Genomic DNA, 22,224 nt, shown 5'->3' on the forward strand with positions numbered 1-22,224 from the left:
GCCATATAAAACGCAAGTTTGCACGATAAAATTAATTCAGGAACATTTCGTGGCTATAGACCACTTCATGCCCGTTCCAGTAGATATAGCCTTTTTCCAGCAGTTCCTTGAGCAATAACCGCACGTCGGACTGGGGAAACATCTGTTCTAACAGGTCACGCAAGGCATAAATATCTTTGGGTTTATCGGCTTTCAGTTCGCGCAGTTTACGCGCCACTTCCAGCTGTACCGGATCAATCTGGTCAAAGTTTTTAAACAGCGGCTGCTGCGCACTTTGAATCGGCGCGGCGACAGAGTCCTGTTCAATAACAGGAGCAGCTCCGCTTTCTGTCGACTGTAACTGTTTTAAGGCCTGATCCAAACTGCTGGCCACCGGTGTTTTTTCAGCAGAGGCATTTAAATCCAGCTGAATCCACTGTTTCAGCACCTTCTTGCGAAAGGCAATTTGCTCATCATAACGCTTGATAATTTTCAGATTAATTAACAAACCGACCAGACGCTGGGCTTTTTCCGGCACCACCTGCAAAATATTGCTGAGAGAGTTTTTCAGCTTCTCGACCGTATTCGGTTTACCACTCATTTTTGCCAGAGCATCACAGTATTTTTTGACCAGTTGCAAATACGGTTTTTGCTGGATGGTGGCAATACTCGGCAAGCTGTATTTTGGCGTATGAAGTGGCTGCGCCGCATCTTCTGGCTGAATCAAAATCAGATGGGCACTGATATTCGAGGCCTGTAGCATCTGCACCAGAATATCGCTGCTGTCCTGGGCCGAAATAATTTCGACATGGCTATCTGGCTCAAGTAATGCCATTAACTGCCCGACCACCACGGCATATTCAAACTCTTTATGCGGTGCTTCTGGGGTGTCCAGTACCACCACCTGAGCGCTATTCATCCAGCTGGCCAGTTCAGTCAGGTCATCCAGCGCGTACTCAAAGCGTCCGGCACAGTTAAACAGGTAGAGTGTCGAATAATGCTGCAGAATATCGCGCAGCAGTTGTGCCGTAGGCATATTCTGTTCAAGATCTAAAAGTACAACTTTCTGGGTCATGACAAAAAATAAAGGATCTGAGAGCCGAAAGTGGGCATTAGAGCCGGAAGTGAGATAAAGGTCAAATTTTTTTATTGCGGCGCTGTGATCGCTGCCTCAAAAGCGGCTGGAGCTAAACCGATCTACCAGTATCTTCTTTATATGGATACCTTAAAATAAACCCGCATTCAGGCTGCGGGTTTATCAATAGATTGTGCGGAATGTTCTAGCAATTGACGGATTAATAATGCGGCGGAATATTGGTCAGCGGATCGAAGGGAGCAATGCCTTCAGACAGGTCAGCTGACTCAACCCGTTGATAAAGCAGCTGCATTTGTTTCTTGAGGTCGGCAATTTCCAGATTCTGTTTAGTCACCTGCTCATTCAGCTGTTCAACTAAATCATCTAAAAATGCAATTCGGACTTGCAAATCTTCAATGGGTGCGGAAAATGACGCCTGATCATTTAGATTTTGTTGTTTAGTCATTTTAAATCCTCATTTGAGATTTTTCAGGAAACACTATGGCCTATATTACCCTAAGGGATGTCCAACTCGCGTTTGGTGGACCCGCCCTGCTCGACGGCGCGAACTTTACTCTTGAACGTGGCGAACGAGTGTGTTTGATCGGCCGTAATGGTGAAGGTAAGTCTACCTTACTTAAACTGATTGAAGGAAGCTTACTGCCCGATGCCGGTGAAGTCTCGATTCAAAATGGCTTAACCGTGTCCATGCTCACCCAGGATGTCCCGATGGATTCGGGCAAGGTTGCCGATATTGTCGCCGATGGTGCCGGTGAAGCAGCAGAGGTCCTGCGTGCCTATCATGCCGCCAATGATGCCTGCGTACTGGGCGATATGGCCGCCTGCGAGCGCATGGGTGAACTGCAACACAAACTGGATCAGCTTGATGGCTGGGCACTGGAAAACAAGGTCAACTCTATTTTAAGCAAAATGGGGCTGGACCCGAATGCCGATCTGGCAGATCTTTCCGGTGGCCGTAAACGCCGCGTGCTGCTGGCCCGTGCCCTGCTGACCCAACCGGACATCCTGTTACTGGATGAGCCGACTAACCATTTAGATGTTGAAAGTATCGAATGGCTGGAAAAATTCCTGCTCGATCAGAACAACCTGACCTTATTGTTTATTTCGCACGACCGGACCTTTGTTGACAGTCTGGCGACCCGTATTGTCGAACTGGATCGCGGGATTCTGCGCAGTTATGAAGGCAACTATTCACGCTATCTGGATCTCAAAGCCCAGCAGCTGGAAGCAGAAGAAAAACAGAATGCCCTGTTTGAGAAAAAACTGGCCGAAGAAGAAGCCTGGATCCGTCAGGGTATTAAAGCGCGTCGTACCCGCAACGAAGGTCGTGTTCGTGCCCTGAAAGCCTTACGCGAAGAATCCAAAGCGCGTCGCTTCCAACAAGGCAAAGTCAACATGGGGGTACAGGAAGCTGCGCGTTCAGGCAAACTGGTCTTTGATATTGAGCATCTGGGCGTCAGCTATGATGGCAAGCCGCTAATCAAAGACTTCTCGGCCATTGTCATGCGTGGCGACCGGATTGGTCTGGTCGGAGATAACGGGGTCGGTAAAACCACCCTGATTAAAGCCATTTTGGATGAAGTGGAACACAGCGGTACCGTTAAAATTGGCACCCAACTGGAAATTGCCTATTTTGATCAGCTGCGTAACCAGCTCGATTTGGAAAAATCGGTCAAGGACAACGTTTCTGAAGGTTCCGACTTTGTTGATGTCAATGGACAGCGCCGTCATATCTACAGCTATCTGCAAGACTTCCTGTTTAACCCGGAACGTGCGCGTACCCCGGTCAAAGCCTTGTCCGGTGGTGAACGTAACCGCGTGCTACTGGCCAAACTCTTGCTGAAACCATCCAATTTAATTGTGATGGATGAGCCGACCAACGATCTGGATATGGTCACGCTGGAACTACTGGAAGAAATGCTGGCTGAATACAAAGGCACCTTGCTGCTGATTTCGCATGACCGTGCCTTTATGGACAACGTGGTCACCTCGACCTGGGTGTTTGATGGCAAAGGCCATATTGAAGAATATGTCGGCGGCTATCAGGACTATTTACAGCAGCGTCCGGATCAAACCGTGGTTGACCAGAAAATGGCGGTGAAAAAGGCCCAGGCCAAGGCAGAAGCAGCAAAAGTAGAAGCTGCTCCGGCGCCTGTGAAAAAGAAACTCAGCTATAAAGATCAGCGTGAGCTGGACCAGCTGCCGGCTGAAATTGAAGCGCTGGAAACAGAACAGGCTGAACTGTCAGAGAAACTGGCTGATGGTTCCTGGTTTGTATCCGATGCCGAAGCTGCAACCCAAGCCTCGCAGCGTCTGGCAGAAATTGAAGAAATCCTGCTGGAAAAACTGGAACGCTGGGATGAGCTGGAAAATATGAGCAAAGGCGGTTAATTCACCCGCTTCACAGCATCTGCCGGACAGCGGCAGATGCTTTTTATCTTCAAAATCGTTCATGCTACACTGCATTTAACCTTCATTTTAAAACGTCACTATGCCGCAACCGCAAGATTATCAACCTGGTGAATTTCAATGGTCCTTTCTGCTACCGAAATACTGGAGCATCTGGATCGGTATTATCTTCCTGATGATTTTGGCAATCTTGCCGTGGGCCATTCAGTACCGTTTAGGCCAGTGGCTGGGCCAGCTGGCGTTTCGCTATCTGCATTCACGCCGTAAAACCACTGTCCGCAATCTGGAGCTTTGCTTTCCAGAATGGTCTGCGCAAGAGGTGCAGGACAACGCGCGCCAGGTTTTTGTTGACCAGATGATTGGCGTATTTGAAACCCTAAATGCCTGGTATAGCCCGAAATGGTTCCAGGGCCGGGTCAGTATTGAAGGTCTGGAATATATTCAGCAGGCGCAAGCGGAAGGCAAAGGCGTCTTGTTGCTGGGCACCCACTCGACCCTGCTTGATGCTGGCGGCTATTTATGTGCCCAGTATTTTGAACCTGATGTGGTCTATCGTCCGCAGAACAATCCGCTGTTAGATATGCTGATTTACCGCTGCCGGGCCACCATTTATGCCCATCAGATTGACCATGATGATATGCGTGGTCTGGTACGCAACCTGAAAAATGGCCATGCCATCTGGTACAGTCCGGATCAGGATTTTGGCCTGAAACAAGGCGTAATGGCGCCATTCTTTGGCGTGCCGGCAGCCACCGTGACTGCGCATCGTCGTTTACTGAAAATGACCAAAGCCGCCGCAATTCCGCTGTATTTCTACCGCCATGGTGATCTTAAAAATCCGAAATATCATGTCTTGATTGAGCCACCGGTTGAGCGTTTACCAAGTGAGGATGAAGTCGATGATGCGACGCGTGTTAATTTGATTATTGAACGTCAGCTGCGCATCGCGCCGACTCAATATATGTGGTTTCATCGCCGTTTTAAGACCCGTCCACAAGGCTATGAGCAGCTGTACTAAGCAATACAGCTGTATTAAGCCAATCTTTCTGCGAGTCAAATACCATATGCTGATCAAAATACCAGGACACGACAGCCCATAAAGTTAAACCCGAGTTCTGCATCCTGCAAAACTCGGGCTTATGAGGTTGTGCTTTCAAAACTTTTTTGTTGTTATCTCTGGCTTTCCATTCCTGCATCATCTCCATGATGACAATCCACCGGCTTCAACTTCCTTAACGGGACTCTCCTTTCCCAACTCCATCTGCCGATATGCTTAGAATACGCAGCTTGCTCGGTTTCAGCTATTGGCCATCGGCCTAAATCTGTGTAAGCCATTTCTTACACTTTTCCTCAAATTTCATGGCGTCTTGCTGCCCTGCTTATAATCCTGAGCCAAATCATCGGTCACGATTTTTTCTTCCCGCTCGGCTTTTTCAATGCCTTCCTGAATCGCCTCCTGCGCTTCTTCTTCATCGGCTTCAGTCTGTTCCAGCTCTTCCTGAATGTGCTCAAACACCCGACCGGTCTGTAACACCACATAGACCGGAAAATGATCTGAGCCCATATGTGGCAAACGCTTCATCTCCACCAAGGCAAAATCGGTACTGTGAAACACATGGTCCAGCGACCAGCGCAATAAGGGATAATCTGCATGGAAAGTATTGACATAATGCCGGCCGACGCGCGGGTCCAGCAGGCCACTGATGCGCTGAAACAGACGTGTGGTGCGGGACCAGGCCACATCATTCAGGTCGCCCATCACAATACAGCTTTCATCCAGATCTTTAATCTGATCGCCGACAATTAATAGCTCGGCATCACGCAGGGTCGAATCTTTGGCTTCAGTCGGACTCGGCGGTTTTGGATGCAGACAATACAGCTGCACCGGCTGGCCTGAACGCAAGATGACCGTGGTATGAATTGACGGAATTTCATCGCTAAGGATAAATTTCACTTCAGTCTCTTTTAAGGGCAGGCGGCTATAGAGATGCATGCCATATAAATTGTCCAGCGGCACCGGCACGCGATAAGGATAATCCGGTTCAATCACCGCCAGCTGCTGCTGCCAGACCGTATCGGTTTCCAGCGTCAGTACCAAATCGGGCTGGTATTTCCGGATTTCAGCAATGAGCAGGTGATATTTCTGGTTGGTGGTCAGCACATTGGAGACCATTAACGAAATTTGCTGATCAGGGTTCAGCTGCTCCGGCTTGACCTTTTTGACCTGCTTTTTCCAGATAAAGGTATAAGGCAGCACCATTTTCAGCTGGTACGCCAGAGCGGCAATCAGACCGGTTAAAATCACATAGCGCGGCGTATCCCAGGCCGCATCCCACAGCAGCATCAGCACAAAGGCCACAATCCCCAGCACCAGAACCTGCAATCTGGGAAAATCGGCACCTCGAAACCACCATTCATCCCGCGGAATCAGCGACCAGAAGCTGATCCAGATGACGAAAATGGCCAGCATTTCCACCCAAATCATATGCACCTACTTAGAAAGTTCATTTTTCTCGTTTTTTTTAAATAGAAATCTAACGTTATCAATTTTGTATGTAACACAAACAAGTTATTTCACTCAATAATAATGATGTTTTGATTATGTAGAGCTTGCAGTTGTGTCCCCTTTTGATACACTCATACTCCTTTTTGTTTTTTTACGCACCGAGGCAAAGTGACATGAAAGTAGGTCTGGTCGGTTGGCGCGGGATGGTAGGTTCCGTCCTTATGCAACGTATGGTTGAAGAGAATGATTTTGCTCATTTTGAGCCATTTTATTTCTCTACCAGTAATGCCGGTGGTGAAGCACCAGCGTTTGGCGGTAAAACTGCCCCAGCACTTATGGATGCAACGGACATTAACAGTCTGAAGCAAATGGATGTCATTATTACCTGTCAAGGTGGCGACTATACCTCAGACGTGTTCCCGAAACTGAAAGCTGAAGGCTGGAACGGTTACTGGATTGATGCAGCATCTACCCTGCGTATGGATGATGAAGCAATTATCGTACTTGATCCGGTGAACATGAACGTGATTAAAGACGGTCTGGTGAAAGGCACCAAAACATTTGTGGGCGGTAACTGTACGGTTTCACTCATGTTGATGGGCTTAGGCGGTCTGTTCCAGAACAATCTGGTGGAATGGGCAACCTCGATGACTTATCAGGCTGCTTCTGGTGCAGGCGCGCAAAACATGCGTGAACTGATCACCGGTATGGGCTACCTGTATAACAACACCAAAGAACTGCTAGATGACCCACGTTCTCCAATTCTGGACATCGACTCTAAAATTGCTGAACTGCAACGTGGCGAAGGTTTCCCGTCAGCCAACTTTGGTGTACCGCTTGCTGGCTCTTTAATTCCATACATCGACAAACAGCTGGAAAATGGCCAGTCGAAAGAAGAATGGAAAGGTCAGTCTGAAACCAACAAGATTTTAGGCAACCAGCAAATCGTACCAATTGATGGTCACTGTGTCCGTATTGGTGCCATGCGTTGTCACTCTCAGGCCCTTACCCTGAAACTGCGTAAAGATGTACCTCTGGATGAAATCGAAGATATCATCGCCAGCGCCAATGACTGGTCGAAAGTGGTACCAAATACCCGTGAAGCCTCTATGACAGATTTAACCCCTGTTGCAGTAACCGGTACCTTAACTGTTCCTGTGGGCCGTTTACGCAAGCTGAACATGGGTAAAGAATACCTGGGCGCGTTCACCGTCGGTGACCAGTTGCTTTGGGGTGCGGCAGAACCATTACGCCGTATGCTACGCATCTTAATTGACTATAAAAACGCGTAAGCCTTTTAAGCAAAAGTAAATTACAAAAAGCCGATCTGAAAAGATCGGCTTTTTATGTAACTAGCCTGTAAATATTTTACAATCGACTTACAACTCGCTAATCTATTCTTTTCGCTATGCGATAAATGACCGAGCTAACGATTAAGATGACCGTATATAACAAATTAAAGATCGCGATTTTAGCTATTCTTGCCTCACAACATATTCATGCGATTAATGTCGATCCTGTTCAGATTCAGTCAGCACCTGGGGAATTGCTGTATGCTGAAATGAACTTCCGTCAGTCCAATGTCAATGCGCCAATTGAAGTCAGTCTGGCCTCGGCAGAAGACTTGATGGCCATTGGTGCCAGCCATCGTCCACCGGGTCATTTAAATTTCTTTACCCGACGTGATGGTGCCGGCAACGGGGTGATTACCATTACCTCTTCTCGGCCACTGACCGATACCGAACTGAATATTGTGGTCAAAATTCGTGAAGGCTCGGCCACGCGTTTACAGCATATTAAAACCTCACTAAAACGTAGTACCCTGGCAGAACAACGCGCGCAGTTGCAACCGAAAGAGCAGCCACTAACACCGGTCATGGTCGTGAATGAACGGGACATTGCCTTAAACTTGCCGACCAGTACCGCCTATACCACAGCCACGGCATCTGCCAGCACCACGCGCAGTGTAGAAGCACCCCTAGCGATTCAAGCCAGCCCGCCACCGGCTTTAAGTCCATCAACCACACCAGCTGTCAGCGCAGCAGCACAGCCGGCTGCAAGCCCTGTGTCAGCGGTTACGCCATCGACTTCGGCGACATCAGCTCAACCGGCCTCTACACATAACGCGGGCAACACAGCTGCCGTAAATACAGCTGCTCCGGTTTCAGCAGATCCACTGGTCAAGAAATATGCCGAGCAGTTAAAAGCTCAGCAACAGCAAGCACCGGCAAAGCCGGCACCAGTTACAGCACCCAAAGCACCTGCTCCATCTGCGCCAGCATCAACCACAGCACGGCATGTGGTGCAATCCAATGAATCGCTATGGGCCATTGCCTCACGTATTGCCGCAGAGAACCAGCAGCCGGTCGGCGAAGTGATGCAGCAGATTAAAGCCCACAATGAACATGCCTTTATTCAGGGCGATGCCAACCGTTTACGCCGCGGTGCAACCTTGAATTTACAGGCCGTCAGCAGCGGGCAAAAAGCCGCGAAAAAGACCGTGCCAATCCCGGCAACCCAGCCTTCACGCCAGTCTGGCAAGGCCAAATACCGGATCAGTCAGGCCGAAATGAGTCTGGTGGCAGAAAATCAGCAAGATTCTGCCCAAGGTTCTGCCAAAAAGAACACACAAAGCGCGCAAACCTCAGAAGAGTTGTCACTAAAAGTTATGACAGCGCGTGAGAAAACCGTTAAATTACAGAGAAACGTAACACAGTTAGAATTGGCATTAAGTCAGAAGGATCAAAGAATTCAATTACTCAATGCGCGTCTTGCTGAATTGCAACAACAGTTGAAAAAGCAACAAGCCGAAAATAAGCCAAAACTCTAACGTATTACTCAACATGATTTTTTCAGGAGAGATGGTTTATTCCTCTCTGCCTAAGGGGTAGCAACATGCTGATTTATGTGATTCCATTTATTTTGTTACTGGTCATCGCGCTGGTGTTAAAAAAGCGTGAAGCCAATAAAGAATCCGAACCAGCAGCAAAAAAACCGGCTGCAGCCAGTAAAACCAAGGCCAAAAAAAGCACCACTACGAAAAAAACTACGGTTAAAAGCACTGTAGTGGCCGAGCCTGTTGCCGAACCACAAGGAAGCACACCACTTCCGGCAGATTTACGCCAGACCATTGAAACCCAGATTCGTGACCGTAACTTTTTCTCGGCCGAAGCGCAGATTAATCAGGCCCTGAAACGCGACCCGTCGTTGCATGAGCTGTATCTGCTGTTACTGGATGTGCATCTGACCCAAAAAGATGAATTTGCCACCCGCCAATTGCTGGATCATCTGAAAAATCTGGGATTGGAAGATATTCTGGTTCAGGCTGAAGCCAGAATCGAAGCCCAGAAAGCCTCTCAAACCAAAGAAGAAACACCGGCCTCTGCAGCGCCAACTACTGCAGCGTTTTCTGAAACACCAGTTAGCGCAAAAACACAAACCCCTGCGGATTTTGATGCACTGATTCAATCCAGCAATTCAAGCACAGCCAGCACGTCATTTGACCAGTTACAACAGTCACTCAAAACCGAAACGCCAGTCGCAAAAACCGAAAGTGCTCCGGTAGCAGATCTGGAATTTACCCCAAGTACTCCGGCTGAGCCTGTTAACACCCCTGCGCCAGCAAAAGCAGAAGAAGTTCAACCTCTTGAATTTAATCTGTCTTTTGACTCGGCTGCCGGCACACAAGCAGCTACACCGATCGAACCGGCTCCAGCAGCAGCGCAGGAACCTCAGGCATTAGATTTCTCGTTTGAGCTGGAACCAACACCAACCCAAGCTGCACCGGTAACACCGGTTGAGCCAGTAACTCCGGCTGCACAAGAACCTCAGGCACTGGATTTCTCGTTTGAGCTGGAAAAGACTACAACTGAAGCCGCACCTGCGACCACACCGGCCGTCACCACCCCACCTGCGGAAGAAAAATCAGACTTTAATTTTGATTTCTCGATCAGTCCTACACCGGTGGCTGAACAGCCGGTAGAGCCTGCAGTTACCGCACCAGTAGACACTGCACCGCTATTCCAGTTTGACCTAGATAGCGCACCAACCATTGAAGCGACACCAGCAGCAGCGCCTGAAGCATCAATGGTTGAAGAGCCCGCTATGGCTGCCGTGGCGGCAACCGCGGTTGATCCGCATGATCCACTGATTCAGTCCTTCCCTGAACTGGCCGAAGTCAATGAAATCCAGCTGAATCTGGAGCTGGCTCAGCAATATATTGAGCTGGGTGCCTATGATGCGGCCCGTGCCCTGCTGGCAGAAAAAGAAGCAAACTATTCTGCAGCGCAGCAGCAACACGCCACGCAGTTACTCAATCAAATAGCTTCTTGAAGCAAATCTCACTAAGATAAAGCAGTCATCCTTGGCTGCTTTTTTTATGATGAAAAAAATTGCATTAATTTATATGGGCGGTACCTTTGGCTGTGTCGGCGAGCCACTCAGCCCCATGCCTGCAAAGCAGTTTCTTCCCCAGCTGCGTCATGTGCTACCGCTGCATCTATCGGTAGAATGTTTTGTGGCGCCGGTGATTCAGGACAGCAGCCGCTGTACCGCGACCGACTGGTTACGTCTGGTGCAGTTTATCCAGCAGCTGCAGTTACAACAGTTTCAGCATTTTGTCGTCATTCATGGCACCGATACTTTAAGCTATGCCAGTGCCGTGCTGGCACACTTTATCGCGCAGTCTGCACATGTAGTGCTGACTGGCAGCCAGTATCCACTGCTGACCATAGATGGACAGAACACCCGTGACTTCAGCGATGCGCTGGATAACCTGAATTTCGCCCTGGAATCGGTGCTGCAATTGCCGGTTGGCGTGTATCTGGCGTTTCATCATCAATGTTTCCATGGTCGCAGCGCCTTAAAATGCCACACCACTGAATTAGATGCTTTTCAGGGTCAGGCCGCCAGCAGTGCTTTACATCAAAAAGAACAAGCCGCCTACTTGGTACAGGCTGCAGATCTGGACAAAGCACAGCATTTCAACTGCATGAGTGTGATGATGCAGCCGATTGGTTTAGAGCAGCAGCTCGCCAATTTGAAACTGATCGCCCAGCAGCCACCGCATTGCCTGATTTTACAAGGCTTTGGTACTGGTAATCTGGCTGTAAATGAAACACTCCTGACGTTGCTACAGTCCTTACAGACGCAAGATTGTGCCGTGATTCTGACCACCCAAGTGCCATTTGGCCCATTGGATCAGCGTTATGCGATCAGCAGCTGGATCCAGAACAGTAAAATTTTAGTCAATGATGGCTTTGGACATGCAGATCTGTATGCAAAAGCATTAAAAATGTATTTACAATACCCGCGCAGAGAACAATGGCAACAGCATTGGTATGACTAAGGCCAATTTGAGGTGAATATGCAACGTTTTGCGGTCGGGATTGAATTTTGTGGTATTCGCTACCGGGGCTGGCAAACCCAGCAACCAGGCGTCCCGAGCGTGCAGGAAACGCTGGAAAAGGTCCTCTCCAAAATTGCCGATGAACCGATTATCCTGCATGGCGCTGGCCGTACCGATGCCGGCGTGCATGCCACCAATATGGTGGCACATTTCGACACGGCAGCCATTCGCCCTGAACGCGGCTGGCTGATGGGAGCCAATAGCCAGCTACCCAAAGACATTGCCATTCAGTGGATTAAGGCTATGGACATGGATTTTCATGCCCGCTTTAAGGCCTGTGCGCGCCGCTACCGTTATGTGGTGTATAACCATCCACAGCGCCCGGCCCTGCTGCATAAACAGGTCACCCATGCCTACTATGCGCTGGATGTCGACAAGATGATTGCCGCTGCGCAAAAGTTTGAAGGCACGCATAATTTTGAAAGTTTTCGTGCCGCAGCCTGTCAGTCCAATCAGCCGGTCCGTACCGTCAGCCATTGCCGCCTGATCCGTCATGGGCATTATTTGGTGCTCGATATTCAGGCCGATGGTTTCCTGCATCATATGGTGCGGAATATCATGGGCTGTCTGCTGGAAATTGGCCAAGGTATGTATGATATTGACCATATTGATACAATTTTTGCCGCACAGGATCGTAAAGCGGCTGGCATTACCGCCCCACCCGATGGCCTGTACTTTATCCAGGCGCACTATCCAGAGCAGTTTGACTTGCCTCAAGTGCCTTTAGGTCCGCATTGGCTGAATATGCCGGAATAATTGTATTCCGCCCCCCTTTTACTCAGGGAGTGGTTTCATTCTTGCCACTCCAAGCTTTAAAAACGAAAGTCACCCTTGCATCAAGCGGCAACTCTAAAAAAATCCCCCTTTAATCAAGGGGGACTGCGGAGATGCTTAACGCTGTTTACGTTTCCGGTACTCGACCGGTGTTTCATTGGTCCAGCGTTTAAAAGCCCGGTAAAAGGTGCTCGGTTCAGAAAATCCGGTCAGATACACAATCCGCTCCACGCTTTCATTGGTATTGGCCAGCAGTTTTTTAGCCAGACGGCAACGATAATCCGAGAGAATCTGCTGGAAACTGGTATTGGCCTCACTCAGCTGGGTGCGTAAACGACGCGGCGTGATATTCAGCTGCGCTGCCACGGTTTCCAATGTGGTTTCCCCACTTTCTAGGGTCGACCCAATCGCCCGGCGTACTTCACCGACCAGATCATAACGCGCCAGTTCCTGCAGCTTCTCCAGCGCCAGCTGCTCATGTAACTGCAACAGCTCCGGCTCGGCCTGCCACAGCGGATATTCTAAAATAGAGGGATCGAAATACAGTCGTGTTTCATTCTGCCCCAGACTGACCGGGCACTCATAGACCCGGAAATATTCATCATCGGCAGCGCCCTGCTGGAAATTAAAGTCGATATACAGCGGCTGGAATTTGCCTTCGGTAATAAACTTGAAGAAACGCAAAATGCCCGACATGGCACATTCAGAAAAGTGACGATTGACAATATTGTCAGCCCACGGCTGTTGACCATTGGTTAAATAACAGCGGTCATCTTCAATCACCAGTTTGGCATCAAAGGCATCACTGATTAAACGCTGATAGGCCAGTGCCCGTTTTAAACCTTCACCAAAATTTTCCGAAGAAATAAACAGATGCTCAATCACCTGACCACGATAGAGCGGCAAATGTTCACCCAGATGCAAACCAATATCCGGGTCACGGCTGACTTCTTCCGCCGCCACCCAAAACGCATACTGCGCGCCCAAAGGCGTACGATCATTGGCCTCAACCTGATTAAGTGCGACACCTGCTTTTGTTAATATTTCTTCGGTTGGCAAACCGGCACGACGAATCGCTTGGTAGCCTAATCGCAATACAACCGATGCATCAGTTAGCTGACCCACGCAAAGACCTTCCTTGTATGTTCTTCATTTATACTTAAAAAGATTGATTTTAGATTAACTGTGATTGACCAAACTGACAACCATCCACCACGTTTTTTTGTAGAAAAAATTTAAATGTTTTGTTCGCTTATTTTACTGACAGATGATTCATCTGCGGCGGGTTTCACCTTGATTTTTTCAAAAAAATTGACTATAATTTGCGCCTTTCCAATTTGATCATCAGGTAGGCTATGGCCAATAAAGAGGAACTCATCGAGTTCGAAGGCGTTGTCACCGAAACGCTTCCTAATACTATGTTCCGTGTACGTTTAGAAAACGGTCACGAGGTGATTGCCCATATTTCAGGTAAAATGCGCAAGCACTATATTCGCATTTTAACTGGCGACAGCGTGAAAGTTGAAATGACGCCTTATGACTTAACGAAAGGTCGTATTACCTATCGTGCACGCTAAGTTTTAGCGCAAGCAAAAAGCCACCTTCAACAGTGGCTTTTTTATTGGCTGCTGATGCTGTGTAACAGCCAAGAATGGCGTCGAGATCTGCCGCTTATCGAATATACACATATTTTTAGGCTATCCTTGCCTAGAATGAAGTTTTATTCAATGGAGATCGCGCATGTTTGTCTCTCGCTCCGTTGCTTTGGCGCTCCTCGCGTTCAGTCTCTCCGCTTGTGTAACCACGCCGTCCAGTACCCGAGCTGAACGTGATGCCTATCTGGCCCAATTTGTCGGCCAGTCCAGCCAGCAGATTCGCCAGCAGCTCGATTTAAGCCTGCTCGGTTACGAACAGGTCAGTTCACCACAAATCAGCCCACAGGCGCTCACCTACACCGTTATACGCCCAATCAGCATTCCGATTCCTGTAGCGAATGCCCCGGCCACCGGTCCAGCCCATATTCCAGCGCCCATTGGCCCAGCCAACAGCTATGATGTTAACCTGCACTGCCAGATTGTGTTCCGGCTGGAACAGGATATTGCCCGCTCTGTACACTATACCGGTCGCACCTGTTAAGCGCTGAATTTAGAGCTGACCATTCAATAGCCATAAAAAAACGCAGCCTGAAGCTGCGTTTTTTGATTTGCTGTCGAGACTTAACCCAATGCGGTAACCACAGCCTGACCCATTTCCTGAGTACCCACTTTATTCATGCCTTCAGACATGATGTCAGCCGTACGTAAACCTTGATCAAGCACATTGCCCACTGCATCTTCAATCGCTTTCGCGGCAGCTTCTTCACGGAAGGTATAACGCAGCATCATTGCCACAGACAAGATGGTCGCCAACGGGTTGGCAATGTTCTGGCCAGCGATGTCTGGTGCTGAACCATGACATGGCTCATACATACCTTTGCCATTTTCATCTAGCGACGCTGATGGCAACATACCGATAGAACCGGTCAGCATTGCTGCTTCATCAGACAGGATGTCACCAAACAGGTTACCGGTTACCAGTACATCAAACTGTTTTGGCGCACGTACCAATTGCATTGCAGCATTGTCGACATACATGTGGGACAGGTTGATTTCTGGATATTGTTCAGCATGTAGCTGGGTCACGGTCTGCTTCCACAGCTCAGTCACTTCCAGCACGTTGGCTTTGTCCACCGAGCAGACTTTACCACCACGCAGTTTGGCCATTTCAAAAGCCACTTTGGCAATACGCTTGATTTCTGATTCAGCATAGACGTCGGTGTTAAAGCCCTGTTTCTCGCCATTTTCCAGCTCGCGAATACCACGTGGCTGACCAAAGTAAATCCCACCCGTCAGTTCACGTACAATCAGGATATCCAGACCCGATACAATTTCCGGCTTTAAGCTAGACGCATCAGCTAGTTGCGGATACAGAATCGCTGGACGCAGGTTAGCAAACAGGTTTAATTCGCTACGTAATTTTAACAGGCCACGTTCCGGGCGGATCGAACGCTCAATCGTATCCCATTTTGGACCACCAACTGCACCGAGCAATAAAGCATCGGCTTTTTTCGCCTGTTCAGACGTCACATCCGGATAAGGTGAACCATGCGCATCAATCGCGGCACCACCTAACAATCCCTGTTCCCACGTCAAGCCCAGATTGAACTTTTCATTAACACGCGTAAGCACCTGCTCCGCTGCTGTGACGATTTCTGGGCCAATACCGTCACCGGCAAGAATCAAAATATGTTTTGACATGAGTTTTTCCATTTCCTGTAGCAGTCAACGACTGTGGAGACTAAATTTTCTGTTCCACAAATTCCCCCAGTCCATGTAAGACATTATAAGGTTTGCAGAAACGTCGAATAATTTTCTGGTTTTGTAAAAGATCCACACACAGCGGCTCTGGCGCCGAAACATTCAGCAGACTGCCTTTATGCTTGCTGCGGTCACGGTACATTTTAAAAGTGTACGTTTGACGCGGCTTAAACTGATGAATGACGTGCAGGGTTTCGGCCTGATCACGGGAAATCGGATAGAACCGGATCACCACTTCATGCTGTTTAGCTGGAACCGACAGATATAGCGGATTAGGCTGCCGTAGTGAATCTGCCTGCAAGCGCACCAGTCCCTGCTTGATGGCTTCACGACTCAGACGCTGACTTTCAGCATCCATGATCATGACCCGGTTCAAGCGTTCAAACTCGCAATGCTCGGTACCTGAACAATAAATACGTGCATTGGATTGGGATGCCTGTGTCTCTTTTACCTGTTTTAGACGTGCTGTATCCCAGGTTTGACATGCTGTTAACAGCGTAGCCACTCCCCCCAATACAGCAAGCCGACGAAAAACCTTCAACATAGCCCGAGCCCAACCTCATCAAAAAGCAGAATATTTAAATTATTATGCCTTGAATGTTAACAAGAGTTCGACGCCCGTGCTATGCCTATTTACGAAATAACTTAAGCTTGAATTTCCGCAAACACCCACGGACGCGCGGCTTTGGTTTTCTCCTCATACGCGCGAATATCATCGGCATCTTGCAAGGTCAAACCAATATCATCCAGACCGTTTAACAGGCAATGCTTGCGGAATGGATCAACTTCAAACTTGAATGCTTCACCGTTTGGCGTACGGACTTCCTGTGCTTCAAGGTCAATAGTTAACTGATAACCTTCATTGGCTGCACATTCCTTAAATAGCTGATCAACCTGCGCTTCGGTTAAAATCACCGGTAACATGCCGTTTTTAAAGCAGTTATTAAAGAAGATATCCGCAAAACTTGGGGCAATGACTGTACGCAAACCGTATTCGCTTAAAGCCCACGGCGCATGCTCACGGCTGGAACCGCAACCAAAGTTGGCACGTGAAATTAAAATGCTGGCGCCCTGATAACGCGGCTGGTTCAAGACAAAATCTGGGTTTTTAGGACGGATTGAATTGTCCTGACCCGGATAGCCTTCATCTAAATAACGCAATTCATCAAACAGGTTGTCACCGAAACCGGTACGTTTGATTGATTTCAAGAACTGTTTTGGAATAATTAAATCGGTATCGACATTGGCACGGTCTAAAGGTGCAACGATACCCTGTTCAACGGTATAAGCTTTCATATTTATGTTCCAATGAATCCGTAGTCTCTCTCACATCCGCTCCAGCAAGGAGCGGCCTGGGATGAGGGCTTAAACTTAGAATGAACGAACATCCACAAAGTGACCGGCAATTGCCGCTGCTGCTGCCATGGCCGGGCTGACCAGATGGGTACGACCTCCATTGCCCTGACGACCTTCAAAGTTACGGTTTGAGGTCGATGCACAGTGCTCGCCTGGCTGTAACTTGTCAGCATTCATGGCCAGACACATCGAGCAGCCTGGTTCACGCCATTCAAAACCGGCTTCCAGGAAGACCTTGTCCAAACCTTCTGCTTCTGCCTGCTGTTTGACCAAACCAGAACCCGGTACCACCATCGCCTGTTTAATGCTTGGCGCCACTTTACGGCCTTTAATCACATCTGCCGCAGCACGGATATCTTCAATACGCGAGTTGGTGCATGAACCAATAAAGACACGATCCAGCTGGATATCTGCCAAAGCCTGACCAGCAGTTAAGCCCATATATTGATAAGCACGGGTCCAGTCATTGCGCTGTACCTCATCTTTGGCCTGTTCCAAAGTTGGTACTGCCTGAGAAACCGGAATGACCATTTCAGGTGAAGTGCCCCAAGACACTTGTGGTTCAATCTCTTCGCCCTGTAATACCACAACAGTATCAAAATGCGCATCGGCATCTGAATGCAAGGTATTCCAGTACGCTACCGCCTGATCCCACTGCTCGCCTTTTGGTGCATAAGGACGGTCTTTTACATATTCAATGGTTTTTTCATCAACCGCGACCATACCGACACGTGCACCGGCTTCAATTGCCATGTTACACACGGTCATACGGCCTTCAATCGACATATCACGGAACACCTGACCGCCAAATTCAATGGCATGGCCCGTACCACCTGCTGTACCGATTTTGGCAATAATCGCCAGCACCACGTCTTTCGGGGTCACGCCCTGACCCAACTGACCATCTACGCGTACCAGCATGTTTTTCATTTTCTTCTGAATTAAACATTGCGTGGCCAACACGTGCTCAACTTCTGAAGTTCCGATCCCGTGTGCCAGACAGCCAAAGGCACCATGGGTCGCGGTATGCGAGTCGCCACATACCACCGTCATTCCCGGCAAGGTTAAACCCTGCTCTGGTCCAACCACGTGAGCAATCCCCTGACGGATATCGTTAATATCAAACTCAACGATATTAAAAGTCTTACAGTTATCGTCTAAGGTTTGCACCTGAATACGCGAAGTATCATCTTCAATACCGGCTACGCCCTGCTCACGCTCTTTTTTCGAGGTCGGTACATTATGGTCCGGAGTCGCAATATTGGCACTTAAACGCCATGGCTGACGGCCAGCCAGTTGCAAACCTTCAAAGGCCTGTGGAGAGGTAACTTCATGCAACAAATGACGGTCGATGTACAATAAAGCCGAACCATCATCACGCTGTTTTACCAAGTGGTCATCCCACAATTTGTCATATAATGTTTTTGCTTTTTGGGTTTCGCCTGCCATGTCGATGTGCTCCACTGGACTGGGTAATTCTGTCATTAATTTCGATTATAACCACACAATTACATAAATCTAATTTATCATTTTTATTAGTTAAAAAACTTTATGGAATAAATATAATTGATTTTTGCTCAGATTAACATCTGATTAAAAATTCAATTTTCCGATTGAATTTTACAAAATATTCGTTTTTACAAATTAATTCGTACTGACTATGATGATGTTATCAGCACTGAATTGTAGATACGAGGAACATCATCATGGCGCATATTCAAAACTTTGTCGCAAACAACCAGCGAATGTTTAAAAAGACTTTTAGCTACTATGTGATGCACATTACGGTGGCCATGCTTGTCGGCTATTTCGTTACCGGCAGTCTGTGGATGGCCATTACCTTAAGCTTATTGGAACCAACAGTACAGGCGGTGGCCTATTTTATTCATGAACGCATGTGGGAAAAGAAAGCACAAGACGGCACAGAGGAAATCACCGCCTAGCCTATTTTTCGCCCGGTGTTCCTCCCAAAAGATCATCTTCAGGATGATCTTTTTTATTTTAATATAACTTAAATTACTGTTTTTAAAATATTTATATTCAAGTTATGGTTGTTGAACTTCAATTTATAGAAAAATAATCTTTGATTAATTCTAAAAATTTCTAAATAATAATTTTAAGTATAAAAAATCTTTATAGGTGATTGCGATGAATCTTGCAGCATTTGAAGCTTTTGTAAAAGTCATGGAAACCGGTTCGATTTCTCTGGCCGCCGATCAGCTGTTTATTACCCAGCCCGCAGTCACCAAACGGATTCATAGCCTGGAAGAATATTTTGGGGTCAAGCTGTTTGAGTCGGCCGGCCGTGGCGTGCAGGCAACCCATGCTGCGCATTCGCTGTTACCCAAAGTCAAAAACTGGCTAAATGAACTGGGCGATATTCATCATACTTTAAGCCATGAACAGGGCCAGGTGCAGGGTCGCCTGAAAATTGGCACCAGTCATCATATTGGCCTGCATCATCTGCCCGATCATTTGCGTCGCTATGTCCAAGATTTCCCCGATGTCACCTTAGATGTGCATTTTGTCGATTCGGAACAGGCGCATGAACAGGTGCTGGCCGGTGATCTGGAACTGGCCTTTTTAACCCTGCCACCGCAAGGTGATGACCGGCTGCAATATGTCACCATCTGGAATGATCCGCTGGTGTTTGTGGCTGCGCCTTTTCATCCGCTGGCCCAGCAGAAAAGACTGAAACTGGAAGATTTAACCCAGTTCCCGAGCCTGCTACCAGCAGCACAGACCTATACCAGCCAGATTACCCTGGCCGAGTTTGAAAAACAGGGCGTGAAGCCGAAGATCACCATGAGCAATAACCCGCTGGAATCCATCCGCATGCTGGTGTCGATTGGACTGGGCTGGTCAGTGTTACCGAAAACCCTGATTAATCAGGACTTGCAACAGCTGGATATTAATCTGGAAATGAACCGCCAGCTGGGCATGGTCTGGCATCCGGGACGCACACAGTCCAAAGCGGCGCAGGCGCTGGTTAACTTTATGCAGCAGCCGGACTAGGTTCATCGACCGGTCGCATCCTTCTGTACAGTTACTGAACAAAACAGCACGCTGCTCCAAATTGGCGTAATTTGAAAAGATAAGGTGCCCGCACAAGACACCAGGATCTTTATAAAAATGATGCAGGAGCAGAGTGATGAACCAGACCACTTCCCCGCTTGCCTATTCCCCTTCGTTCAGTTCAGCCCAGGCGCTCCAGCAGCGCCTAGCCGGCAGTGCACCGCCTTTACAGCCCAGTCCACGGCTGGATGTTATGCAGGCCGATACGCTACGTGCCACCCTCAAGCAGTATTTTCTGCAAACCTTTGACTGTTATGAATCATTGTTTAGCTGCCTCAACGGCGATGAGGCCTTTTATCACAAGCCGATTGCGCTGCGCCATCCGCTGATTTTTTACTATGGCCATACCGCGACATTTTTCATCAACAAACTGCTGCTCAGCAAACTGATTGAACAGCGTATCAATCCACATTTTGAATCCATCTTTGCGGTGGGTGTGGATGAGATGAGCTGGGATGACCTGGATGACAGCCGTTATGACTGGCCGACACCCGCGCAGGTCAAACACTACCGCGATCAGGTGCGTGCCACGGTGCTGGAAATTATTGAAAAGGCACCACTGAGCACGCCAATTGACTGGCAGCATTCGTGGTGGTCGATTCTGATGGGCATTGAACACGAGCGGATTCATCTGGAAACCTCCTCCGTGCTGATTCGCCAGCATGCCCTTGACTATGTCCAGACACAGCCACCATGGCGGCCAAATATCCTGACTAACACCGCACCAGAGAATGCGTTGCTTCCAGTGGCAGCCGGCCGGGTACAGCTCGGTAAGGAGCGGCACGACCCGGTTTACGGCTGGGACAATGAATATGGCCAATATCAGGCAGAGGTAGCGGCGTTTGCGGCCAGCCGCTATCTGGTCAGCAATCAGGAATTTCTGGCCTTTGTTGAAGATGCCGGCTATCAGAACACAAACTATTGGGAAGATGAAGGCTGGCAATGGCGCAGCTTTGCCCAGGCCGAATATCCGACCTTCTGGCGTAAACACGGGCCGGACTGGTCACTCCGGCTGCTGACCGAAGAAGTAGCAATGCCGTGGGACTGGCCGGCGGAGGTGAATTATCATGAGGCCAAAGCCTTTTGCCACTGGAAAGCGAAGCAAACTGGTCAGCCAGTACGACTGCCCACCGAAGAGGAATGGTATCGGCTGGTACAGCTGGCTGGCGTAAATGAGCCGTCTGCACCTGCCAATCTGGCGCTGGCCTATGGTGCTTCCTCCTGTCCGGTCAATACCTTCCCGCATGGCGGTTTTTATGACCTGAGCGGCAATGTCTGGCAATGGACCGAAACCCCGATTTATCCATTTCCCGGTTTTGTGGTGCATCCGATTTATGATGATTTCAGCACCCCGACCTTTGATGGCCGGCATAATCTGCTCAAAGGCGGTTCCTGGATTTCTGCCGGCAATGAAGCCGAACTGGCCTCACGCTATGCCTTTCGCCGGCATTTTTTCCAGCATGCCGGTTTCCGCTATGTGGTTTCTGATCAGGAGCCGCCGGCGATTCAATCACAATATGAAACCGACCGGCTGGTGTCTGAATATCTGGAATTTCAGTATGGCCGTGAATATTTTGGCGTGGCCAATTTTGCCCAGACACTGGTGCAACTGGCCCTGACCCAGCTGGCCGACAGACCACGACGTAAAGCACTGGATATTGGCTGTGCTACCGGCCGCGCCAGCTTTGAACTGGCTCGTTATTTTGATGAAGTGGTCGGGATTGATTTTTCAGCGCGCTTTATCCAGAACGGCGTCAAACTGGCACAGGGCGAAACCCTGCATTACAGCATCTGCACCGAAGGTGAACTGGTAGACTATCATGCCTGTGACCTGGCTCAACTTGGACTGGCCGACGTGCGGGACAAAGTCCAGTTTTACCAGGGTGATGCCTGTAATCTTAAAGCGATTTTCAGAGGCTATGATTTTATTCTGGCGGCCAATTTAATTGACCGGCTGCATCATCCGGCGCAGTTTTTAAGCCAGATTCATACACGGCTGAATATGGGCGGTATTCTGATGCTCAGCTCACCCTATACCTGGATGGAAGAACACACTGTCCGCAGTGAATGGCTGGGTGGCTTTAAAAAAGATGGCGAAAACTGGAGCAGTCTGGATGGCTTAACAGCCTTGCTAGAGCCGCATTTCCGTTTAATGACTGAACCGCAGGACATCCCTTTTGTGATTCGGGAAACCCAGCGCAAGTTTCAGCATACCTATGCGCAGGTCAGCTTCTGGGAACGGATTGCCTAAATGGATAGAAAAGAA

20 protein-coding genes are annotated in these 22,224 nt (G+C 48.7%); 12 read left to right on the top strand and 8 right to left on the bottom strand.

The genetic code is table 11. The features are described from left to right. Nucleotides 1–31: 31 nt before the first annotated feature. Together FTT89_RS10200 and FTT89_RS10205 are read right to left on the bottom strand one after the other, a co-directional pair. Complete coding sequence (locus FTT89_RS10200) at nucleotides 32–1,054, bottom strand: hypothetical protein (protein ID WP_005182088.1); 1,023 nt, start codon at nucleotides 1,052–1,054, stop codon at nucleotides 32–34. A 220-nt stretch (nucleotides 1,055–1,274) separates the two neighbouring features. Then, complete coding sequence (locus FTT89_RS10205; protein ID WP_005182087.1) at nucleotides 1,275–1,520, bottom strand: SlyX family protein; 246 nt, start codon at nucleotides 1,518–1,520, stop codon at nucleotides 1,275–1,277. A 35-nt stretch (nucleotides 1,521–1,555) separates the two neighbouring features. On the opposite strand from FTT89_RS10205, the gene FTT89_RS10210 reads away from it, so the two are divergent. Both FTT89_RS10210 and lpxL read left to right on the top strand, forming a co-directional pair. Next, nucleotides 1,556–3,466: an ATP-binding cassette domain-containing protein gene (locus FTT89_RS10210; RefSeq protein WP_075174964.1), complete on the top strand. Its 1,911-nt coding sequence runs from the start codon at nucleotides 1,556–1,558 to the stop codon at nucleotides 3,464–3,466. Nucleotides 3,467–3,566: 100 nt separating this feature from the next. Then, a complete protein-coding gene (lpxL, locus tag FTT89_RS10215) occupies nucleotides 3,567–4,502 on the top strand; it encodes an LpxL/LpxP family Kdo(2)-lipid IV(A) lauroyl/palmitoleoyl acyltransferase (protein WP_016659582.1) in 936 nt (311 codons plus the stop codon). Nucleotides 4,503–4,841: 339 nt separating this feature from the next. On the opposite strand, the gene FTT89_RS10220 is transcribed toward lpxL, so the two are convergent. Further along, nucleotides 4,842–5,969 carry an endonuclease/exonuclease/phosphatase family protein gene (locus FTT89_RS10220; protein WP_016659584.1) on the bottom strand — a complete coding sequence of 376 codons (1,128 nt, stop codon included), beginning with the start codon at nucleotides 5,967–5,969 and terminating at the stop codon, nucleotides 4,842–4,844. Nucleotides 5,970–6,163: 194 nt separating this feature from the next. On the opposite strand from FTT89_RS10220, the gene asd reads away from it, so the two are divergent. The 5 genes from asd to truA all read left to right on the top strand — a co-directional run bounded on the left by asd (nucleotide 6,164) and on the right by truA (nucleotide 12,153). Continuing rightward, on the top strand, nucleotides 6,164–7,282 hold the full coding sequence (gene asd / locus FTT89_RS10225) for an aspartate-semialdehyde dehydrogenase (protein ID WP_005182074.1): 1,119 nt from the start codon (nucleotides 6,164–6,166) through the stop codon (nucleotides 7,280–7,282). 125 nt (nucleotides 7,283–7,407) lie between these two features. Next, nucleotides 7,408–8,820 (top strand): FimV family protein, encoded by a 1,413-nt coding sequence (locus FTT89_RS10230; protein WP_171502416.1) that lies wholly within the window; start codon nucleotides 7,408–7,410, stop codon nucleotides 8,818–8,820. A gap of 65 nt (nucleotides 8,821–8,885) precedes the next feature. Further along, the gene (locus tag FTT89_RS10235; RefSeq protein WP_180006780.1) at nucleotides 8,886–10,322 is read left to right on the top strand and encodes a fimbrial protein FimV; all 1,437 of its coding nucleotides are present in this window, start codon (nucleotides 8,886–8,888) and stop codon (nucleotides 10,320–10,322) included. A 46-nt stretch (nucleotides 10,323–10,368) separates the two neighbouring features. Continuing rightward, nucleotides 10,369–11,337 (top strand): asparaginase domain-containing protein, encoded by a 969-nt coding sequence (locus FTT89_RS10240; RefSeq protein WP_104472118.1) that lies wholly within the window; start codon nucleotides 10,369–10,371, stop codon nucleotides 11,335–11,337. A gap of 18 nt (nucleotides 11,338–11,355) precedes the next feature. Next, nucleotides 11,356–12,153 carry a tRNA pseudouridine(38-40) synthase TruA gene (gene truA, locus FTT89_RS10245; RefSeq protein WP_016659589.1) on the top strand — a complete coding sequence of 266 codons (798 nt, stop codon included), beginning with the start codon at nucleotides 11,356–11,358 and terminating at the stop codon, nucleotides 12,151–12,153. A 135-nt stretch (nucleotides 12,154–12,288) separates the two neighbouring features. Here the strand turns inward: truA and FTT89_RS10250 are convergent, their stop codons facing one another. Beyond that, nucleotides 12,289–13,296 carry an AraC family transcriptional regulator gene (locus tag FTT89_RS10250; RefSeq protein WP_005182061.1) on the bottom strand — a complete coding sequence of 336 codons (1,008 nt, stop codon included), beginning with the start codon at nucleotides 13,294–13,296 and terminating at the stop codon, nucleotides 12,289–12,291. 230 nt (nucleotides 13,297–13,526) lie between these two features. On the opposite strand from FTT89_RS10250, the gene infA reads away from it, so the two are divergent. Together infA and FTT89_RS10260 are read left to right on the top strand one after the other, a co-directional pair. Continuing rightward, the gene (gene infA / locus FTT89_RS10255) at nucleotides 13,527–13,748 is read left to right on the top strand and encodes a translation initiation factor IF-1 (protein WP_001284370.1); all 222 of its coding nucleotides are present in this window, start codon (nucleotides 13,527–13,529) and stop codon (nucleotides 13,746–13,748) included. A gap of 163 nt (nucleotides 13,749–13,911) precedes the next feature. Beyond that, on the top strand, nucleotides 13,912–14,307 hold the full coding sequence (locus FTT89_RS10260; RefSeq protein WP_180006778.1) for a hypothetical protein: 396 nt from the start codon (nucleotides 13,912–13,914) through the stop codon (nucleotides 14,305–14,307). 80 nt (nucleotides 14,308–14,387) lie between these two features. Here the strand turns inward: FTT89_RS10260 and leuB are convergent, their stop codons facing one another. The 4 genes from leuB to leuC all read right to left on the bottom strand — a co-directional run bounded on the left by leuB (nucleotide 14,388) and on the right by leuC (nucleotide 18,332). Continuing rightward, nucleotides 14,388–15,467 carry a 3-isopropylmalate dehydrogenase gene (gene leuB, locus FTT89_RS10265; RefSeq protein WP_152342195.1) on the bottom strand — a complete coding sequence of 360 codons (1,080 nt, stop codon included), beginning with the start codon at nucleotides 15,465–15,467 and terminating at the stop codon, nucleotides 14,388–14,390. Nucleotides 15,468–15,507: 40 nt separating this feature from the next. Continuing rightward, a complete protein-coding gene (locus tag FTT89_RS10270) occupies nucleotides 15,508–16,071 on the bottom strand; it encodes a hypothetical protein (protein ID WP_016659592.1) in 564 nt (187 codons plus the stop codon). A 101-nt stretch (nucleotides 16,072–16,172) separates the two neighbouring features. Next, nucleotides 16,173–16,823 carry a 3-isopropylmalate dehydratase small subunit gene (leuD, locus tag FTT89_RS10275; RefSeq protein ID WP_045795487.1) on the bottom strand — a complete coding sequence of 217 codons (651 nt, stop codon included), beginning with the start codon at nucleotides 16,821–16,823 and terminating at the stop codon, nucleotides 16,173–16,175. Between the two features lie 75 nt (nucleotides 16,824–16,898). Further along, nucleotides 16,899–18,332 (bottom strand): 3-isopropylmalate dehydratase large subunit, encoded by a 1,434-nt coding sequence (leuC, locus tag FTT89_RS10280; RefSeq protein ID WP_005182046.1) that lies wholly within the window; start codon nucleotides 18,330–18,332, stop codon nucleotides 16,899–16,901. A gap of 257 nt (nucleotides 18,333–18,589) precedes the next feature. On the opposite strand from leuC, the gene FTT89_RS10285 reads away from it, so the two are divergent. From FTT89_RS10285 to ovoA, 3 genes are all read left to right on the top strand, one after another. Then, on the top strand, nucleotides 18,590–18,826 hold the full coding sequence (locus FTT89_RS10285) for a DUF2061 domain-containing protein (protein WP_005182043.1): 237 nt from the start codon (nucleotides 18,590–18,592) through the stop codon (nucleotides 18,824–18,826). A gap of 205 nt (nucleotides 18,827–19,031) precedes the next feature. Beyond that, nucleotides 19,032–19,898 carry a LysR family transcriptional regulator gene (locus FTT89_RS10290; protein ID WP_005182039.1) on the top strand — a complete coding sequence of 289 codons (867 nt, stop codon included), beginning with the start codon at nucleotides 19,032–19,034 and terminating at the stop codon, nucleotides 19,896–19,898. A 136-nt stretch (nucleotides 19,899–20,034) separates the two neighbouring features. Then, entirely contained in the window at nucleotides 20,035–22,209 is a 2,175-nt protein-coding gene (ovoA, locus tag FTT89_RS10295; protein WP_180057190.1) for a 5-histidylcysteine sulfoxide synthase, read from the top strand. Nucleotides 22,210–22,224: the final 15 nt, after the last annotated feature.

The organism is Acinetobacter sp. YH01025 (assembly GCF_013420185.1).
Lineage (GTDB): Bacteria > Pseudomonadota > Gammaproteobacteria > Pseudomonadales > Moraxellaceae > Acinetobacter > Acinetobacter indicus.

What these genes read in the sequence shown, in the direction of transcription:
- leuB (WP_152342195.1), bottom strand. Translation starts at nt 15,467, where the DNA reads ATGTCAAAACATATTTTGATTCTTGCCGGTGACGGTATTGGCCCAGAA.
- FTT89_RS10210 (WP_075174964.1), top strand. Translation starts at nt 1,556, where the DNA reads ATGGCCTATATTACCCTAAGGGATGTCCAACTCGCGTTTGGTGGACCC.
- lpxL (WP_016659582.1), top strand. Translation starts at nt 3,567, where the DNA reads ATGCCGCAACCGCAAGATTATCAACCTGGTGAATTTCAATGGTCCTTT.
- FTT89_RS10270 (WP_016659592.1), bottom strand. Translation starts at nt 16,071, where the DNA reads ATGTTGAAGGTTTTTCGTCGGCTTGCTGTATTGGGGGGAGTGGCTACG.
- FTT89_RS10285 (WP_005182043.1), top strand. Translation starts at nt 18,590, where the DNA reads ATGGCGCATATTCAAAACTTTGTCGCAAACAACCAGCGAATGTTTAAA.
- leuC (WP_005182046.1), bottom strand. Translation starts at nt 18,332, where the DNA reads ATGGCAGGCGAAACCCAAAAAGCAAAAACATTATATGACAAATTGTGG.
- FTT89_RS10200 (WP_005182088.1), bottom strand. Translation starts at nt 1,054, where the DNA reads ATGACCCAGAAAGTTGTACTTTTAGATCTTGAACAGAATATGCCTACG.
- FTT89_RS10290 (WP_005182039.1), top strand. Translation starts at nt 19,032, where the DNA reads ATGAATCTTGCAGCATTTGAAGCTTTTGTAAAAGTCATGGAAACCGGT.
- ovoA (WP_180057190.1), top strand. Translation starts at nt 20,035, where the DNA reads ATGAACCAGACCACTTCCCCGCTTGCCTATTCCCCTTCGTTCAGTTCA.
- FTT89_RS10220 (WP_016659584.1), bottom strand. Translation starts at nt 5,969, where the DNA reads ATGATTTGGGTGGAAATGCTGGCCATTTTCGTCATCTGGATCAGCTTC.
- truA (WP_016659589.1), top strand. Translation starts at nt 11,356, where the DNA reads ATGCAACGTTTTGCGGTCGGGATTGAATTTTGTGGTATTCGCTACCGG.
- leuD (WP_045795487.1), bottom strand. Translation starts at nt 16,823, where the DNA reads ATGAAAGCTTATACCGTTGAACAGGGTATCGTTGCACCTTTAGACCGT.
- infA (WP_001284370.1), top strand. Translation starts at nt 13,527, where the DNA reads ATGGCCAATAAAGAGGAACTCATCGAGTTCGAAGGCGTTGTCACCGAA.
- asd (WP_005182074.1), top strand. Translation starts at nt 6,164, where the DNA reads ATGAAAGTAGGTCTGGTCGGTTGGCGCGGGATGGTAGGTTCCGTCCTT.
- FTT89_RS10205 (WP_005182087.1), bottom strand. Translation starts at nt 1,520, where the DNA reads ATGACTAAACAACAAAATCTAAATGATCAGGCGTCATTTTCCGCACCC.
- FTT89_RS10240 (WP_104472118.1), top strand. Translation starts at nt 10,369, where the DNA reads ATGATGAAAAAAATTGCATTAATTTATATGGGCGGTACCTTTGGCTGT.
- FTT89_RS10235 (WP_180006780.1), top strand. Translation starts at nt 8,886, where the DNA reads ATGCTGATTTATGTGATTCCATTTATTTTGTTACTGGTCATCGCGCTG.
- FTT89_RS10260 (WP_180006778.1), top strand. Translation starts at nt 13,912, where the DNA reads ATGTTTGTCTCTCGCTCCGTTGCTTTGGCGCTCCTCGCGTTCAGTCTC.
- FTT89_RS10230 (WP_171502416.1), top strand. Translation starts at nt 7,408, where the DNA reads ATGACCGAGCTAACGATTAAGATGACCGTATATAACAAATTAAAGATC.